The 15,515-nt window shown below is 74.1% G+C and carries 13 protein-coding genes and 1 pseudogene; 4 read left to right on the top strand and 10 right to left on the bottom strand.

Annotation, left to right across the window (positions count from 1 at the left end; translation table 11 throughout):
• Positions 1–574 precede the first annotated feature (574 nt).
• The gene (gene fusA, locus QMF80_RS14785) at positions 575–2,701 is read left to right on the top strand and encodes an elongation factor G (protein WP_283453274.1); all 2,127 of its coding nucleotides are present in this window, start codon (positions 575–577) and stop codon (positions 2,699–2,701) included.
• Positions 2,702–2,759: 58 nt separating this feature from the next.
• Here the strand turns inward: fusA and QMF80_RS14780 are convergent, their stop codons facing one another.
• From QMF80_RS14780 to QMF80_RS14750, 7 genes are all read right to left on the bottom strand, one after another.
• On the bottom strand, positions 2,760–3,443 hold the full coding sequence (locus QMF80_RS14780; protein ID WP_283453272.1) for a DUF4230 domain-containing protein: 684 nt from the start codon (positions 3,441–3,443) through the stop codon (positions 2,760–2,762).
• 45 nt (positions 3,444–3,488) lie between these two features.
• The gene (locus tag QMF80_RS14775) at positions 3,489–4,211 is read right to left on the bottom strand and encodes a VanZ family protein (protein WP_349372208.1); all 723 of its coding nucleotides are present in this window, start codon (positions 4,209–4,211) and stop codon (positions 3,489–3,491) included.
• Between the two features lie 70 nt (positions 4,212–4,281).
• A complete protein-coding gene (locus QMF80_RS14770; RefSeq protein ID WP_349372207.1) occupies positions 4,282–5,112 on the bottom strand; it encodes an alpha/beta hydrolase in 831 nt (276 codons plus the stop codon).
• A complete protein-coding gene (locus tag QMF80_RS14765; RefSeq protein ID WP_283453271.1) occupies positions 5,109–6,401 on the bottom strand; it encodes a class I SAM-dependent methyltransferase in 1,293 nt (430 codons plus the stop codon). The genes QMF80_RS14770 and QMF80_RS14765 overlap by 4 nt, the downstream gene beginning before the upstream one ends.
• 115 nt (positions 6,402–6,516) lie before the next feature.
• Positions 6,517–6,732, bottom strand: coding sequence for a hypothetical protein (locus QMF80_RS14760; RefSeq protein WP_283453269.1), 216 nt, complete (start codon positions 6,730–6,732; stop codon positions 6,517–6,519).
• 287 nt (positions 6,733–7,019) lie between these two features.
• Complete coding sequence (locus QMF80_RS14755) at positions 7,020–8,513, bottom strand: ATP-binding protein (protein ID WP_283453267.1); 1,494 nt, start codon at positions 8,511–8,513, stop codon at positions 7,020–7,022.
• Positions 8,506–9,183 carry a response regulator transcription factor gene (locus QMF80_RS14750; protein ID WP_283453265.1) on the bottom strand — a complete coding sequence of 226 codons (678 nt, stop codon included), beginning with the start codon at positions 9,181–9,183 and terminating at the stop codon, positions 8,506–8,508. Before QMF80_RS14750 ends, QMF80_RS14755 begins: the two co-directional genes overlap by 8 nt.
• Positions 9,184–9,316: 133 nt before the next feature.
• On the opposite strand from QMF80_RS14750, the gene QMF80_RS14745 reads away from it, so the two are divergent.
• Positions 9,317–9,997 (top strand): hypothetical protein, encoded by a 681-nt coding sequence (locus QMF80_RS14745; protein WP_283453264.1) that lies wholly within the window; start codon positions 9,317–9,319, stop codon positions 9,995–9,997.
• A 166-nt stretch (positions 9,998–10,163) separates the two neighbouring features.
• Here the strand turns inward: QMF80_RS14745 and QMF80_RS14740 are convergent, their stop codons facing one another.
• Positions 10,164–10,973, bottom strand: a complete 810-nt coding sequence (locus QMF80_RS14740) for a TrmB family transcriptional regulator (RefSeq protein ID WP_283453262.1) — start codon at positions 10,971–10,973, stop codon at positions 10,164–10,166.
• A 231-nt stretch (positions 10,974–11,204) separates the two neighbouring features.
• Here QMF80_RS14740 and QMF80_RS14735 point away from each other — a divergent pair, with 231 nt between their 5' ends.
• Entirely contained in the window at positions 11,205–13,235 is a 2,031-nt protein-coding gene (locus tag QMF80_RS14735) for a putative Ig domain-containing protein (RefSeq protein ID WP_502962847.1), read from the top strand.
• Here the strand turns inward: QMF80_RS14735 and QMF80_RS14730 are convergent.
• Entirely contained in the window at positions 13,136–13,660 is a 525-nt protein-coding gene (locus QMF80_RS14730; protein ID WP_283453260.1) for a class I SAM-dependent methyltransferase, read from the bottom strand. The two genes, QMF80_RS14735 and QMF80_RS14730, sit on opposite strands and share 100 nt — an antisense overlap.
• Positions 13,661–13,843: 183 nt before the next feature.
• Entirely contained in the window at positions 13,844–14,320 is a 477-nt protein-coding gene (locus tag QMF80_RS14725) for a hypothetical protein (protein ID WP_283453258.1), read from the bottom strand.
• A 240-nt stretch (positions 14,321–14,560) separates the two neighbouring features.
• Between QMF80_RS14725 and QMF80_RS14720 the strand changes: the two are divergent.
• Positions 14,561–15,274 (top strand): annotated as a pseudogene (locus QMF80_RS14720) (oleate hydratase); the annotation flags it as partial.
• Positions 15,275–15,515: the final 241 nt, after the last annotated feature.

Raw genomic sequence — 15,515 nt, 5'->3', positions numbered from 1 at the left:
ATGTTCCTGCGGTTCGGCGCCAGTATGTCGACGCCGTTCAAGGGCGGCCCAGTCCACATGCGTGGAGAGCGAATGGATCGCGCCGCCGTCGGACCTGCCGGAATTCCCCGGACCAGCCGCTGAATCCGTCCGTTCCGCCGCCATTCCGTCGCAAAACCGGTCCACCATTCGGCCCTTGAACCCGGGCCGTCGTGACGGAACGTGTCCTCCTGCGCAGAGCCCGGGCGGAAAAAGACCGTGCCGTGCCCGTCCCGGCCGCCTACACTCGCTCCTGCGTGGCACCGCCCTGAGATCGCGGTGCGCGTGTCACCGAACCACCGAACGAGGGGAGCCCACAGCATGTGCCACACCATCGCTGTCCGCGTTCTCCGGTCGCGGTACGACGTGATCCTGGTGTCCTCGGTTTCCCGGTGACCGCCGCGCGGTTGTCACCGGACGTCCGGGACGAAGAGTGAACGCCCTCATGGCCGCTTCGTGAACACCCTCTTCCCCCCTGCCTGTTGAGCCCTGCTCGCGGCATCCCCGGGCACTTCGCGCCGCCCTGACACAGAACACGCCGGAAAGGCCTCGGGCCATGCGCACCGACACCACGACCACTACCACCACCGTCCGCAACCTCGGCATCCTCGCGCACGTCGACGCGGGCAAGACCACGCTCACCGAACGCTTCCTCTACGCGACCGGTGCCACCTACAAACGGGGCGAGGTCCATGACGGCACGACCGTCACAGACTTCGACCCGCAGGAACGCGACCGCGGGATCACCATCTTCGCGGCGGCCGTCAGCTGCACCTGGGACAGCCACCGGATCAATCTCATCGACACCCCGGGCCACGTCGACTTCTCCGACGAGGTGGAGCGGTCCCTGCGGGTGCTCGACGGGGCCGTCGCCGTCTTCGACGCCGTCGCGGGCGTCGAACCGCAGAGCGAGTCCGTGTGGCGGCAGGCCGACCGCCACGGAGTGCCGCGCATCGCCTTCGTCAACAAGATGGACCGGGTCGGAGCGGATCTCGACACGGCCGTCGCCTCCCTGCGGGACCGGCTCCACGTCGTTCCGCTGGTGGTCCAGCTGCCGATCGGGCGGGAGGACGGGTTCACCGGTGTCGTGGACCTCGTACGGATGCGCGCGCTGGTGTGGGGCGGCGGCGCCGAGCCGGGATCCTTCGAGACCGGCGACGTACCCGGCGCGCTGCTCGAAGAGGCGCTGCGGCGACGCCGGTTGCTGGAGGAGCAGGTGGCGGAGCTGCATCCGGCCGCGCTGGAGGAGTACTGCGCCACCTCGGCGCTGTCCGCCGCCACGCTGTCCGCCGCTCTGCGCGACCTGACCCGTGGCGGTGAAGGGGTGGTCGTGCTGTGCGGATCGGCCTACCGCGACCGCGCCGTCGAACCGCTGCTGGACGCCGTGGTGGCGTACCTGCCCTCCCCGGCGGACGTTCCGCCCGTCCGGGGGACCGGAACCGGCCGGGACGGCGGCGTGGAAGAACGCCGCGCCGACCCCTCGGTGCCGTTCGCCGCGCTCGCGTTCAAGGTGAACGCGACGGCGACCGGACGGCTGACCTGCCTGCGCGTGTACTCGGGAACGCTTCGGAAGGGAGACACCGTGCTGGACGCGACGGCGGGCCGCACCGAACGGATCGGCCGGATCCTGCGGGTGCAGGCCGACCGCCACACCGAGGTCGACGAGGCGGTGGCCGGGGACATCGTGGCCGTGGTCGGGCTCAAGTCGGCCCGGTCCGGATCCACGCTCTGCGCGCCCGGCGCCCCGCTCGTCCTCGAACCCCCCGCGGTGGCCGCCCCGGTGGTCTCCGTGGCCGTCGAGGCGAAGACCGGCACCGAGATCGGGAGACTGGCGTCGGCGCTGGGCCGACTGGTCGAGGAGGACCCGTCGCTGACCGTACGGACGGACCGCGAGACCGGCCAGACACTGCTGTCCGGGATGGGCGAACTGCACCTGGAGGTAGCGGTGGAGAAGATCCGCCGCAGCCACGGACTGCTCGTGGACGTCGGCAGGCCGCGCGTGGCCTACCGCGAGACGGTGGCCCGGGGCGTGTCCGGGCTGGTGTACCGGCACGTCAAACAGGACGGCGGCGCGGGCCAGTTCGCGCACGTGGTCATCGACGTCGAACCGTTCGACGGCGGGGGCGAGGTCGCGGGCCCGGGCGATGGCGGCGGCGGCCGCGCGGGCGACGGCGCGCTCGTGTTCCGGTCGGTGGTCGTCGGCGGGCGGGTGCCGCAGGAGTACGTCCGCGCGGTCGAGGCGGGCTGCCGGGACGCGCTCGCCGAGGGCCCCCTCGGCGGCCATCCGGTGACCGGGGTGCGCGTCACGCTGACCGATGGTGCGACGCACTCCAAGGACTCCTCGGAGATGGCGTTCAGGGCGGCGGGCCGGTTCGCGCTGCGCGAGGCCCTGCGCGCCTGTGCGATGGACCTGCTGGAACCGGTGGCCGAGGTCGTGGTCACCGTCCCCGACGAGGCGGTCGGCGGGGTGCTCGGCGATCTGGCGGCCCGCCGCGGCCGGGTCTGCGGTTCGGCGGTCCGTGCGGGCACGACGGCGATCACCGCGTCGGTTCCGCTGGCCGAACTCTTCGGCTACGCCTCCCGGTTGCGCAGTCGCAGCCAGGGCCGGGGCACCTTCACCGCCCGGCCCACGGGCTACGCCCCCGTACCGGAGACGGTGCGCGCGCGGGTGCTCCCCGCGTGAACGTAGGGCCCCCGACCGCTCCGGCGGTCGGGGGCGCATCGTGCGCGCGGGAGGAGCCTCAGGCGTAGGTGACCGTCACCTCCCGGAACCCCAGCGATCGGAGCAGCCCCTCCAGCATCGTCGTGGTGTTCTTCTCGGCGCGTTCGGCGAGCCCGCTCTCGCGCGCGGCGTCGGAGATGTGCCGTACCGCGAGCCGCTGCACGGCCTCCTCGCCGCCGGGATTGCCGGAGAACAGGTCCCCCAGTCGGTCCAGCAGTCCGCGCTGCTGGGACACCGCGTACGAGTGGTCGAGGTCGAGGTTCGCGGTGCCGAGCACGGCGTGCGGCAGGTGGAGCGTCGCCGCGGTGCGGTCCGCGTTCACCGTGATGCTCTTGTCGCCGAGCGCGCCCAGGTCGACGTACCCGCTGACGCTGCCCGCGCCGACGTACAGCGTCCGGGTGCCGCGGATCGAGTCCGGGAGGAAGGGCGCGTCCTTCTCCAGGTCCACCACCACCTGGAAGTTGCCGGCCGCGCCCTCGTAACGGTGCATGTCCTGGATCGACTTGAGGAGTACGGGCCCCGAACGGTCCCGGGTCTCCTCGCCGAAGAGGTCACCGAAACCGGGGAGCAGATGGAACCTGCCTACGAGCGCCACGAGTACCGCCGCCACGACCAGCGCGCCGACGATCCGCCCCCACCACGGCAGGCGGCGCGGATGCGGCGGCCCGGGCCGCCGCTCCGCGTCGAGCGATGACTTGTCCATACGACGCGCATGCCCCGGATCCGCCCGGGCTACGCCGCACCGGCCCTACCGGGCGTCGGCCCGCTGGGTGAAGCGGTGCCACCAGTGCCTGCGCCGGGGATGCACGGCCCGCCCCAGCCGCCGCCCCAGCAGCAGGTAACCGAGCAGTGCGCCCGAGGTGTTGAGGATGACGTCGTCGATGTCGAAGGCCCGGCCCGTCACCAGGGCCCCCTGGACCAGCTCGACCAGCACCATCACCAGCGCGGTGCACGCCACCACCCGCGCCAGCCCGCGCGCCTGCGGCACCAGGACGGGCAGCAGCACCCCGAACGGCACGCCCAGCAGCAGGTTCCCGCCGAGCTGCCGCACGGTCTCGCGGAACGTCCCGTGGTCGACGTAGGCCCGGATCGACTGCCCCGGACGCACATTGCTGTAGGTGAGGGCCGCGGAGGCCGGGGAGGGCTCCAGGGTGAGCCGGGCCAGGACCACACTGAAGGCGATGGTGCCGATCAGCGCGAGGACCATGGCCGCGGCTCGGAGCGCGGGGTGCATCGGAGCCGGGCGGCGCAGCGCGGCGCCCGAGCCGGGGCCCGGCCCGGCGGACGGTTCGACCACGGGCTCGGCCAGGGGCTTTCGTTCCGGCTTTCGCCGGACCGGCTCCCGCGGCCGCTCCCGCACGGGTCCTTTCGAAGGCTTGCGCAGCGTGGCCACCAGGCTCTTCGCCCGCCCGCCAGTTTCGGTCTCCGCACCCGCGCCGGCGGCCCTCCGCTTGTACCAGGTCTGTTTCATGGGCGGCGTATACCCGCGAGCGAGCGAATGAGCCCTCCGCCGCGCCGGGTTGTTGCCGGGAAGTGCGGCATCAGTTCGGCGGGGGCGGGCGGCCGGTGGAGCTCCGCGCCGGGGCGTCCGGCAGCGGTCCCGGCGCCGACCCCAGCCGTGGCAGCAACCGTTCGAGGGGCAGGACCGGCTCGCTGCCCGGAGCCCACAGTTCCGGGGGGAGGGGAGCCAGGCCCAGCAGCCCCAGGGTCAGCGCCGTCGTCACCCGGTGCCAGACGTGAGCGTCGCGCAGCATGGCGTGGCCCCCCTTCGGCATCAGGACGCCCAGCGCCCACGCACCGTCCGCGCGGGCCCGTTGAGCGAAGTCCCAGGTGGCGCGGGCGGCGGTGACCCGGTCCGCCGGATCGTGCAGGAGCAGCAGCCGCCGTCCCGTCAGGTGCCCGGTCGGTTCCCCCGGCGGGCACCAGGGCGCGAGGGCGACCACACCGCGTACGAAGGGGTCGTCCGCCACGGCGAGCGCCGCGCGCGCGCCCATCGAGTGCCCCACCAGCACCACCGGCACCGGACCGGCGTCCCGCCGGACCTCGGCCAGGGCCCGTCGCGCGTCCCGCGCGGCGTCGGCGCGCGCCCCGTTCCAGCCCCGGTGCCGGTAGCGCACCTCCGCCACCAGCACCCGGTCCAGCCCGGTGGCCGCGGCGATGGCGGAGCCGAAGGGGCGCAGCCGAGTCCGCGGCAGGTTGAGCCGCGACGGCGGATCGAGGGCGTCGGCCCGGCCGCCGTGCAGCAGCAGGACCACGGCCTCGGGATCCGGTGGCCCCCACCGCCGGACCAGGACGGGGGCCGCGTCCGGAGCCGGGTCCTGGTCCGCGTCCGGAGCCGGTTCCCCGCCGCGGCTCCCGCCCCCGCGCGTCACGACGCGGCCCGTCCGTACCAGGCCGCCGGTGTCGGCGGCATCGACGCGTCGCCCTCCCGGGACGCGCGTACGGCGAGGATCTGGTCCACACCCATCCGCCGCTGTGCGAAGGCGAGGGCGCTCCCGGCCAGGTAGAGCCGCCACACCCGGGCCGTGGGCTCACCCACCAGCGCGGTGAACCGTACCCAGCGCTCCTCCAGGGTCCGGTGCCAGGCCCGGATCGTACGGACGTAGTGCTCGCGCAGCGACTCCACCGAACGCACCTCCAGCCCCGCGACCTCCAGCAGGTCCACGGTCCGGCCCACGGGCCGCATGTGCATGTCGGGCGCGATGTACGTCCCGATGAACGCCCCGCCGCCCGGCGCCGACGCCCCCCGGGACATCTGCTGGACCAGCAGCCGCCCGCCGGGCCGCAGTACGCCGTGCAGCAGGGCGGCGAAGTCCGGGTACTCGGCGTCACCCACGTGTTCCCCCATCTCGATCGCCGTGACGGCGTCGTAACCGCCGCCCTCGATGTGGCGGTAGTGGCGCAGCTGTACGTCGACCAGCGCGCCCAGCCCCTCCTCCTCGACCCGGGCCGCGACGAACGCGTGCTGGGCCCGGGACAGGGTGACCGCGGTGACCTCGGCCTTGTGCTCCCGGGCCGCGTACAGCGCCAGCGCGCCCCACCCGCACCCGACGTCGAGCAGCCGCTTCCCGGGGCCGAGTCCCAGTTTGCGGCAGATCAGCTCCAGCTTGTCCCGCTGCGCGTCGGCCAGACCGTAGCCGGGATCGTCCGGGCGGGTCCAGTAGCCGCAGGAGTAGGCCATCGTCCGGTCCAGCAGCAGGGCGTAGAACTCGTTCGACAGATCGTAGTGGTGCGCGATCGCCGCGCGGTCCCGGGCCGCGCTGTGCGGCCGGCCGCGCAGCCGGGCCCGCCCGGGCCCGGCGTCCGGGGCGGCGGGCGGCGGGCCCACGGCGCCCAGGCCGGCGGCGAGGGCGGCCGCCTTCGCGAGGGCGCCCGGGCCCGGGCGGGCGGTGCCGTGCTCGCGCAGGGCGCTCCACACCCGGCCCAGCCCTTCGGCCAGATCGCCCTCGACGTCGAGGTCCCCGGCGATGTACGCCTCGGCCAGGCCGAGTTCACCCGGCTGCCAGAGCAGCCTGCGCAGTGCCTCCGGTGACCGCAGTACGACGACCGGAGCCCCCTCGGGCCCGGCCTCCGTACCGTCCCAGGCCCGTACCCGGACCGGCAGGGGCCCGGCGAACCAGGGCCCGAGCAGCGCGGCGAGACGGTCGGCGGCAGGCTTCATCGATGATCCCTCCGGTCAGGAGCCGCCGTCCGGCGGCCTCCCTGCCGGCCCGCCTCCCGCGACCCGGTCACCCCCTCCATTCGGAGCCGCGGACGGACCGGATTGGCCTATGGGCTCAGTTCTGGGCCAGGGTCCACTTCGTGAGCCGGTCCACGATGTCGAGGAGGGACCGCCGGGGGCCGTCGCCGATGAAGGCGAAGACGAAGAAGGAGGGAACGAGCGCGAGCACGACGCACAGTGCCGGGATGATGCGGACGACGACCGTGAGCAGGTCGGTGAGGGCGCGGAGCGCCTTGGCCTGGGCGAGGACGTCCACGAGGCGGTCGAACAAGGTGTCTCCTCAGGGTGCGGATCGGACCGGTTTGTTTGCCGCCCGAGTCGGGGGCAGAGCTGTCCCCCCGGCCCGGCCGATCCGTCGTCTCCGACGTTCTCCCAGTCGTCATCCGCCCCGCCGACCCGCACTGCCCGGGTCAGCGGTGGGTGTGACCCTTCCGCACCAGTGCCGCCCTTCCGGCCCGATGGGGCCGAATGCCGCGACCGCCGGGCACACGCCCGGCCGCCCTCGCAAGGTAGCGGCCAACCGCCGCTGCGTACAAGGGATTTGATTACGACGGGTCGCTACGGCGCCACGTGTGGGACGGCCGGCGGAAGCCTGGCCACCAGATGGGCCCCGCCGAGCCGGGCGGCGGCCGACCCCGGCGGCGGGTCCTGGACCGTGAGCGAGCCGCCCAGCCGGTGGGCGATGTCGCGGGCGATGGCCAGGCCGAGGCCGCTGCCGCCCTGGTCACGGCTGCGGGCGTCGTCGAGCCGGGTGAACCGTTCGAAGACCCGCTCGCGGTCCGCCACCGCGATGCCCGGCCCGTCGTCGGAGACCGTCAGCTCCACCGTCCCGCGGACCGCGTCCACGCTCAGCGCGAGCCGGACCTCGTGCGCGGCGTGGCGCCGCGCGTTGTCCAGGAGATTGGTGACGAGCCGCGAGAGCCACAGCGTGCTGCCCCGCACCGTCCCCCCGCCCGCGATCTCCACCGTGATCTCCACGCCTACGGGGATCCGGTCCCCCCGGCGCGGGCGGGCGGCCTCCCGCGCCACGTCCGGAAGGTCGACGACGGCGGTGGGAGCCGGTTCGGTGGTGTCGAGGCGGGCCAGCAGCAGCAGGTCCGCCGCCAGGTCCTGGAGCCGGACGGTGTCCTCCAGCGCGCCGCTCACCAACTCGCCCCACAGGGCCGGGTCGGGGTGCGCCCGGGCCACCTCCAGCTGGGTGCGGAGCACGGTGATCGGGCTGCGCAGCTCGTGGGAGGCGTCGGCGATGAACTGCCGCTGGCGGATTCCGGCGGCCTCCAACCGGTCCAGGGTGGCGTTCATGGTGACGGCGAGCCGGGCGATCTCGTCCTGGCTGGCGGGCACGGGCACCCGGCGGTGCAGGTCGAGGTCGCTTATCTCGGCGACCTCGGCGCGGATCGCCTCGACCGGGCGCAGCGCCCATCCGGTCACCCGCCAGGTGACCAGGGCGACGGTGAGGACGAGCAGCGGCATCACGACGGCCAGCGCGACCACGATCAGGTCGCCCGCCGCGTCGGCCTGCCGCAGCGAGGTCCCCGCGTAGACGGTGACGAGCCCCTGCGCCGTCGCCGCGGTCACCTGGACCACCCGCTGGCGGTGCTCCTCCCGTACCGGGCCGCCGTTCCAGGTGCCGCGGACCGTACCGGGCGCGCCGGGCCGGGCCCCCGAGACCGCGGGGCGTCCCGAGAGGTTCGGGCTCGCGGCGAGGACCCGGCCCCGGGTGTCGACGACCTGGAGGAAGTCCGTTCCCCGGCCCGGGATCAGTACGGGGCCCAGCCGGCCCTCGGTGGCCAGCGCGGCGGTGGAGACGGCCTGGCGTTCGGCGTCGCTCTGGGCGTTGTGCAGCAGGTTGTCCTCCAGCAGTCCGACCAGGCCGAAGGAGACGGCGCCGAGCGCCAGCGCGACCACGGCGGACGCGCCGAGCGTGGCCCGCGCGCGCACGGACCGGGGCCGCAGGCGCCGGGCCAGGGCGGGGAGCCCACCGCGTTCCGGAACACGGCCGCGTACGCGCTGCCGTACGCGGTCCAGGATCCGGGTCCGCTCCTCAGCCACCGTCGGCCGCCAGCCGGTACCCCGCGCCGCGGACGGTCTCCACGGCCGCCCGGCCGAAGGGCGCGTCGATCTTCCGGCGCAGCGCGCTGACGTGGACCTCGACCACGTTCAGGTCGCCCTCGTAGGCGGAGTCCCACACCTTGTCCAGGATCTCCCGCTTGGACACGACCTCACCGGCCCGCCGGGCCAGGTGCACGAGCACCGCGAACTCCCGAGAGGTCAGGCGCGCTTCGGTGCCGCCCCGGGTGCACCGCTGCGCCGCCGGGTCGATCACCAGGTCCCCGAACTCCATGACCTGCGGGCTGCGGCGGCCGGTCCGCCGGACCAGGGCGCGGAGCCGGGCCACCAGGACGACGTACGAGAAGGGCTTGGAGAGGAAGTCGTCCGCGCCTGTGTCGAGGGCCTCCGCCTCGTCGTACTCGCCGTCCTTGGCGGTGAGCATCAGGATGCCGGATTCGCACCCGGCGGCGCGCAGCCGGGCGCAGACCCGGTAGCCGTTGAGCCCGGGCAGCATGATGTCGAGCACGATGGCGTCGTAGTCGTGCTCGCCGGCCAGCCACAGCCCCTCGGGCCCGTCGTGGGCGATGTCCACGGAGAAGCCCTCGGCCCGCAGACCCCGTTGCAGGGCCACGGCCAGCCGCCGCTCGTCTTCGACCACCAGTACGCGCATGGGGTCAAGGTTCGCAGGTCCCGCCACCGGCTTGCTGAAGAGGTCTTCAGGAGGCTTCAGCGCGGCTTCAGCTTCCCGGGCGCACCATCTGCGCTGCCGGGCGGAGTGCCCGGAGAACACGAGGAGCAACCTGATGACGCAGTCCGCCCCGCAGCCGCACGAACACCCCGCCGACCCGCTGGAACCCGCGGCCGCGCCCGACCCGGACGGTCCGGTCGCCCCCGCGGCGGGCACGGCGGCGCCGGTACGCCGCGGCCGCCTGGTCCGGCTGACCCGGACGGGGCGTACGCGGTGGGTGGCCCTCGGGCTGGTGGTGCTGGTCGGCGCCGGGGCCGCCGCCGTCGCGGTCGAGCACCGCCACGAGGAGCACGCCCGGGGCGGATTCGCCGCCCTGGACCGCGACCACCGCGAGGGGGCCGGGCCGGGAGCCCGGGCCGGGGGCGGTGGCCGTCACGGCGAGGACCGCGCGGACGGCGGGCGGACGGGGTTCGCGCCGGGCCACGGCACCTTCGGCCGGGGCGGGGCGCGGTCCGCCGCCCCCGCGCCCCTGCCCGCGCTGCCCGCCGGCCAGGCCGTGGACAAGGCGGCGGGCGCGGTGTCCGGGGGCAAGGTCGAAGGGCTCCGGGTCATCGCCCAGCAGGGCGGGGGCAGCGCCTGGGAGGCCGTGGTCCTGGGTCCCGACGGGGTGCGGCACCTGGTGACGCTGGCCGGAGCCGACGGCACGGTCACGGGCAACACGGTCACCGGCGACACCGGCACGGGTGACGCCGCCGCCGGCGGACCCGAAGCACCGGAGCAGGACGCCGCCCACTGACCCGCCGCGGCCTCGGCGCGGGACCACCGCGCCGAGGGCGAGGGCGCCGGACACCGCGTGCGGCCCGGTCCCCCCGGTGGCCCGGGCGCTGAGCGGCAGGCAGCCGGTCGGCGTCACGTGCGTGTCCGGGCCGCCCGCTCGGCGCCGCGCCCCGCCCCGCCCGGGATCAGGGCCGGGGCGCGGGTTCCGCCTGTTCCCAGACCGTCTCGAAGGCGAGCCTCAGGCAGCCCGCCAGAGCCGGGTGCTCGATGTAGAGCGCGGTGGTGGCCCCCGTACCCGCCATGGGGTCGGGCATGTCGCACAGCACCAGCGCGGCGTCGGCTATGACCAGCTTGAGGGGGAGTCGCGGCGCGAACCGCGACTCCTCGCCCGCCGCGCTGAAGCGGCGGACGTTCTCCAGGACCTCCGCGTCGCCGAGCGCGTCGTGGGTGTAGACGGCGCGCGCGGTGCCCCCGGCCTGGCGGAGCCTGCGGACGGCCTTGATGCCCTCGTTGTTGGCCGCGGGTGCCACGAACGGGGGCTTGCAGAAGGTGAGCAGTTCGTGCGTGGCCTGCCGCTGGATGCTCGCGAAGCGTTCGGCGATCGCCTTCGGGTCGCGCAGCACCTCGATGTAGTCCAGCGGATCGGTGTGGGTCCGCCCGTCCGCCCACACCGGCAGGAGGGCGGCGGTGAGCGTGGCCGACACCTGGTCCAGCCGCTCCAGCGACTCCCGTTGCAAGGCCATCAGCCGGGCGAGGGCCAACTCCGGTGCCACGGCGGCGAAGGCGGCCACCCGGCCGGGGCGCAGCACGGCCAGCCGCCGCCGGACGAGCGCGTCGAGTACGTCGTACACGCGCTGGCGCGGCACGTCCGCGGCCCGGGCCACCTCCGCCGCGGTGTAGGACTCGCGCCTGACCAGTGCCAGGTAGACCCGTGCCTCGTACCGCGGCAACCCCAGTGACACGAGATCGTTGACCGCGCTGTCGTCCAACTCCATGGCAGCACACGGTATACGGGGATATCACTTACCGAAAGCAAGGCTTTGCCCTTCGCGGGTATTCCCTTGGGCCCGGATGTCATTACGTTCTGCGGTGGCCACCACGGCATGTGGTGGCAGTTCGTTCCAATGAACCCGTGCGCCCGCCGTCCCGCGCCCACACCTCCGTCAGACATGTCATGGACCTGACATGTCTGAGGTGATCCCTCGGCGTGGGACGTCAACCCCCCCATGGAGGGCAGTTCATTGCAATCGACCGTCTCCCGGCACGCCAGAAGAGTGACCCGCGGCGGCGCCACCGCCCTGTTATCGGCGGCGGCCCTGGTATCCGGCGGCATGCTCGCCTTCGCCGCCCCGTCCGTCGCCTCGGCCGTACCCGCCACCGCCACGACGTCCCACACCTCCGCCGCACACGCCCAACGGCTCTGCTCGGAGCCCACGAAGCCCGGCTACATGGCCTGCCACGCGCTCGCCCGCACCGACCTCCAGCAGCACCTCGGCCTCACACCCGGCCTCCTCCCGTCCGGCTACGGCCCCACCGACCTGCAGAGTGCCTACGCCCTGTCGGCCTCCGCCGGAGCCGGGGCCACCGTCGCCATCATCGACGCCTACGACGACCCGAACGCCGAGTCGGACCTGGCGACGTACCGCTCCCAGTACGGCCTGCCCGCCTGCACCACGGCCAACGGCTGCTTCCGCAAGGCCGACCAGAACGGCGGCACCAGCTACCCCACCGCCGACTCCGGCTGGGCCGGTGAGATCTCCCTCGACGTGGACATGGTCAGCGCGGTCTGCCCGCAATGCCACATCCTGCTCGTCGAGGCGAACCAGCCGTCGATGGCGGACCTGGGCGCCGCCGTCAACCGGGCGGTGACCATGGGGGCCAAGTACGTCTCCAACAGCTATGGCGGCGGCGAGGACTCCACCGACCCCGCCTCCGACTCCTCCTACTTCAACCACCCGGGCGTCGCCATCACCGTCAGCTCCGGCGACAGCGGCTACGGGGTCGAGTACCCGGCGGCCTCCCAGTACGTCACCGCGGTCGGCGGCACCTCGCTCAGCCGCGCGGGCGGCACCTCCCGCGGCTGGTCGGAAAGCGTCTGGGGCACCAGCTCGGGCGGCCAGGGCGCGGGCTCCGGCTGCTCCGGCTACACCACCAAGCCGTCCTGGCAGAAGGACACGGGCTGCGCCAAGCGCACCGTCGCCGACGTCTCCGCCGTCGCCGACCCGGCCACCGGCCTCGCGGTCTACGACAGCTACCAGGCCAGCGGCTGGAACGTCTACGGCGGCACCAGCGCCTCGGCGCCGATCATCGCCTCCGTCTACGCCCTGGCGGGCACCCCGGCCGCCGGTTCCTCCCCCGCGTCCTACCCGTACGCCCACACCTCCTCGCTCAACGACGTGACCAGCGGTGCCAACGGCTCCTGTGCGAGCAGCTACCTCTGCACCGCCAAGTCCGGCTACGACGGCCCCACCGGACTCGGCACGCCCAACGGCGCCGCGGCCTTCACCGGCGGATCCACCGGCGGCAACACCGTCACCGTGACCAACCCCGGCCCCCGTTCCACCACCGTCGACACGGCCGCCTCCCTCCAGATCCAGGCCACCGACTCGGCGAGCGGCCAGACCCTCACCTACAGCGCCACCGGCCTCCCGCCCGGCCTCACGGTCAACACCGCGACCGGCCTGATCAGCGGTACGCCGACCACCGCGGGCACCTACACCGTGACGGCCGGCGCCCAGGACACCACCAACGCGAGCGGCAGCGCCTCCTTCACCTGGACCGTCACCCCGGTCGGCGGCAGTTGCACCCCCGCCCAGCTCCTCGGCAACCAGGGCTTCGAGAGCGGCGCCGCCGCCCCCTGGAGCGCCTCCTCGGGCGTCGTCGACACCAGCAGCGGTGAGGCCGCGCACTCCGGCTCCTGGAAGGCCTGGCTGGACGGCTACGGATCCACCCACAGCGACTCGCTCGCCCAGACGGTGACCATCCCGGCGGGCTGCCACGCCACCCTCAGCTACTTCCTGCACATCGACACCGCGGAGACCACCACCGCCACCGCCTACGACAAGCTGACGGTACGGGCCAACTCCACCACCCTGGCGAGCTACTCCAACCTCAACAAGAACACCGGCTACGCGCAGAAGACCCTCGACCTCTCCTCCTACGCGGGGCAGACGGTGACCCTGACGTTCGGCGGCGCCGAGGACTCCAGCCTCCAGACCTCGTTCGTCATCGACGACACGGCCCTCAGCACCAGCTGAGCGCCCCGGCGAGGGCGGGCCCGGACCGAGGTCATCGGTCCGGGCCCGTCCGGTCGGTCCACCGCCGAACGGCGCCTCAGGGCGCGGAGCTCGACGAGGAACCGGCCGTCGGGGCCGGCCAGATGGCGGGCCGTCGCGGCGAAGCAGGCCAGCTGGCGCTGCTGGTCGGCGACGCGGAAGATGCTGTTGAACACCGAGTAGACCAGGGCGAAGCGACGGCCCAGGGAGTAGTCGGCCATGTCGGCGAGGGTGTCGTGGACCAGCTCACCGCCCGTCTTGGCGCGGAGCCTGCGCAGCATGTGCGGCGAGTTGTCGATGCCGTGGACGCTCGCTCCGGCCCGGGCGAGGGGGATGGCGATCCGCCCGGTGCCGACGCCGAGTTCGAGGGCGCCGCCGTGGCGTGCGTAGCGGGCCAGCACCTTCACGGCCCCGGCCCCGTCGTCGAACTCCGGGGCGTACCAGTCGTCGTAGGCGTGGTGGAACGTACCGCCGCAGTCGTCCTCCTGGCCGGTGGCGTGGTGCGCCGGGTCGTCGGTGGTGTCGTCGTTCGCGTCGTGGGGTGGTGGCGGCGCTCGGTGGTCCTCCTCGGCTGGTCGTCGGTCCCGCTGCTATCGGCCGTCCGTCCCGGCGGGCTCCGCCGGCCGCAGCCGCCGGATGTGCGGCAGCGCCGTCCGGACGACCTCCTCGAACGCCGCGACGTCACCGCTGAACACACCCGAGGGGCGGGGCCGGTGCAGGACGAGGTCCGTGAAGCCGAGCGCGGCGCACTCGGCGGCGAAGTCGAGCAGCCGGTCGGCCGACCCGGTCAGGCGGGGGACCAGTCGGCTGCCGAGCACCATCCGGTCCAGGCCCGCGAGGTCGCGGCCCGCCTCCGCGCAGGCCCGGCGCACCCCGTCGAGCTGCCGCCCCAGCAGCGGCAGTACGTCCGGGCCCGCGGTTCCCCCCGGCCGGGCGCGGTCACCATGGGTCACCCAGGCCCGCCCGTACTCCGCCGCGAGCCGCATGCCCCGCGGACCGGTGGCGGCGCCCGCGAAGGGCACGCGCGGGCGCTGGACGCAGCCGGGCACCATCCGGGCGTCCCGCACGCGGTGCGCCGTCGGTCCTCTTGCTTCCCCCGGCTCTCTCCGCGACGCGCGATCGCCCAGATGAGGCGTGGATCGCCCCGGTCGAGCAGGTGGACGTCGGCCATATCCGGGCCGTTCGCCCAGGGGCGGCCGCCTCCGATGACGCACCCCGGTTGCGGGGGCCCCCGGAGGCTGGTGGGTTGGCAGGGTGACCGCACGGCTGACCGGGGCCGGAGCGGACCCGGCGAGCGGAGACGTGTCGTGGCCAAGGCTTATCTGGTGGGCGCGGGGATCGCCTCGCTGTCGGCGGCGGCGCTGCTGATCAGGGAGGGCGGGTTCGCGGGAGGCGACATCACGATCCTGGAGGCGCAGGACCGCACGGGCGGCAGCCTGGACGCGGCGGGTGACCCGGAGACCGGGTACACCATGCGCGGTGGCCGGATGTTCGAGCTGCACTTCGAGTGCACCTACGACCTGCTCCGCTCCATTCCGTCCCTCGACGACCCGGGCAGGTCGGTCACCGACGACACCTTCGCCTTCCACGAGGACTTCGCGTGGAACGACAAGGCCCGCCTGGTGGACGCCACCGGACGGCCGGTCGACACCCGCTCCATGGGCTTCTCGGAGCGCGACCGGCTCGATCTGGTCACGTGCGTGGCCACCCCCGAGTCACGCCTGGACGGCAAGCGCATCTCCGACTGCTTCGCCCCGGAGTTCTTCACCACGAACTTCTGGTACATGTGGTGCACGACCTTCGCCTTCGAGCCGTGGCACTCGGCGATCGAATTCCGGCGCTACCTCAACCGGTTCGTGCACCTGTTCAAGACCTTCGACACGATGTCGGGCATCTACCGCACGCGCTTCAACCAGTACGACTCCATCGTGCGCCCGCTCCAGGCGTGGCTGAAGAACAACGGCGTCACGTTCTCCCTGAACACCACCGTCACCGACGTGGAACTGGCCGACACCGAAGGCACCACCGCCACCGCCGCCGCTGACCCCGGCCCTCCGGGTGCCGGGACCGCCGCCCCGCCGGCGCCCGGAGGGTGTATGACTGCCGGCATGGCGATCCCGCGGGGCGAGCACCCGAGCATCCTCGTCGGTCCCGGGCAGCCGGCGGCCGAGGCCACCGGGCCGGGACCGGCCGCGCCGCCGTGGCGGCTCTTCGAGCCCTCCCGGTCCCTCGACACCGCCCTCGTCCGGCTGCCGCCCGGTG

The sequence above is a fragment of the Streptomyces sp. G-G2 genome, assembly GCF_030063135.1.
GTDB lineage: Bacteria > Actinomycetota > Actinomycetes > Streptomycetales > Streptomycetaceae > Streptomyces.
Note: the sequence above shows the minus strand (reverse complement) of the source record. Positions and strands in the feature narration are given on the sequence as shown.

What these genes read in the sequence shown, in the direction of transcription:
- fusA (WP_283453274.1), top strand. Translation starts at nt 575, where the DNA reads ATGCGCACCGACACCACGACCACTACCACCACCGTCCGCAACCTCGGC.
- QMF80_RS14780 (WP_283453272.1), bottom strand. Translation starts at nt 3,443, where the DNA reads ATGGACAAGTCATCGCTCGACGCGGAGCGGCGGCCCGGGCCGCCGCAT.
- QMF80_RS14775 (WP_349372208.1), bottom strand. Translation starts at nt 4,211, where the DNA reads ATGAAACAGACCTGGTACAAGCGGAGGGCCGCCGGCGCGGGTGCGGAG.
- QMF80_RS14765 (WP_283453271.1), bottom strand. Translation starts at nt 6,401, where the DNA reads ATGAAGCCTGCCGCCGACCGTCTCGCCGCGCTGCTCGGGCCCTGGTTC.
- QMF80_RS14750 (WP_283453265.1), bottom strand. Translation starts at nt 9,183, where the DNA reads ATGCGCGTACTGGTGGTCGAAGACGAGCGGCGGCTGGCCGTGGCCCTG.
- QMF80_RS14745 (WP_283453264.1), top strand. Translation starts at nt 9,317, where the DNA reads ATGACGCAGTCCGCCCCGCAGCCGCACGAACACCCCGCCGACCCGCTG.
- QMF80_RS14740 (WP_283453262.1), bottom strand. Translation starts at nt 10,973, where the DNA reads ATGGAGTTGGACGACAGCGCGGTCAACGATCTCGTGTCACTGGGGTTG.
- QMF80_RS14735 (WP_502962847.1), top strand. Translation starts at nt 11,205, where the DNA reads ATGGAGGGCAGTTCATTGCAATCGACCGTCTCCCGGCACGCCAGAAGA.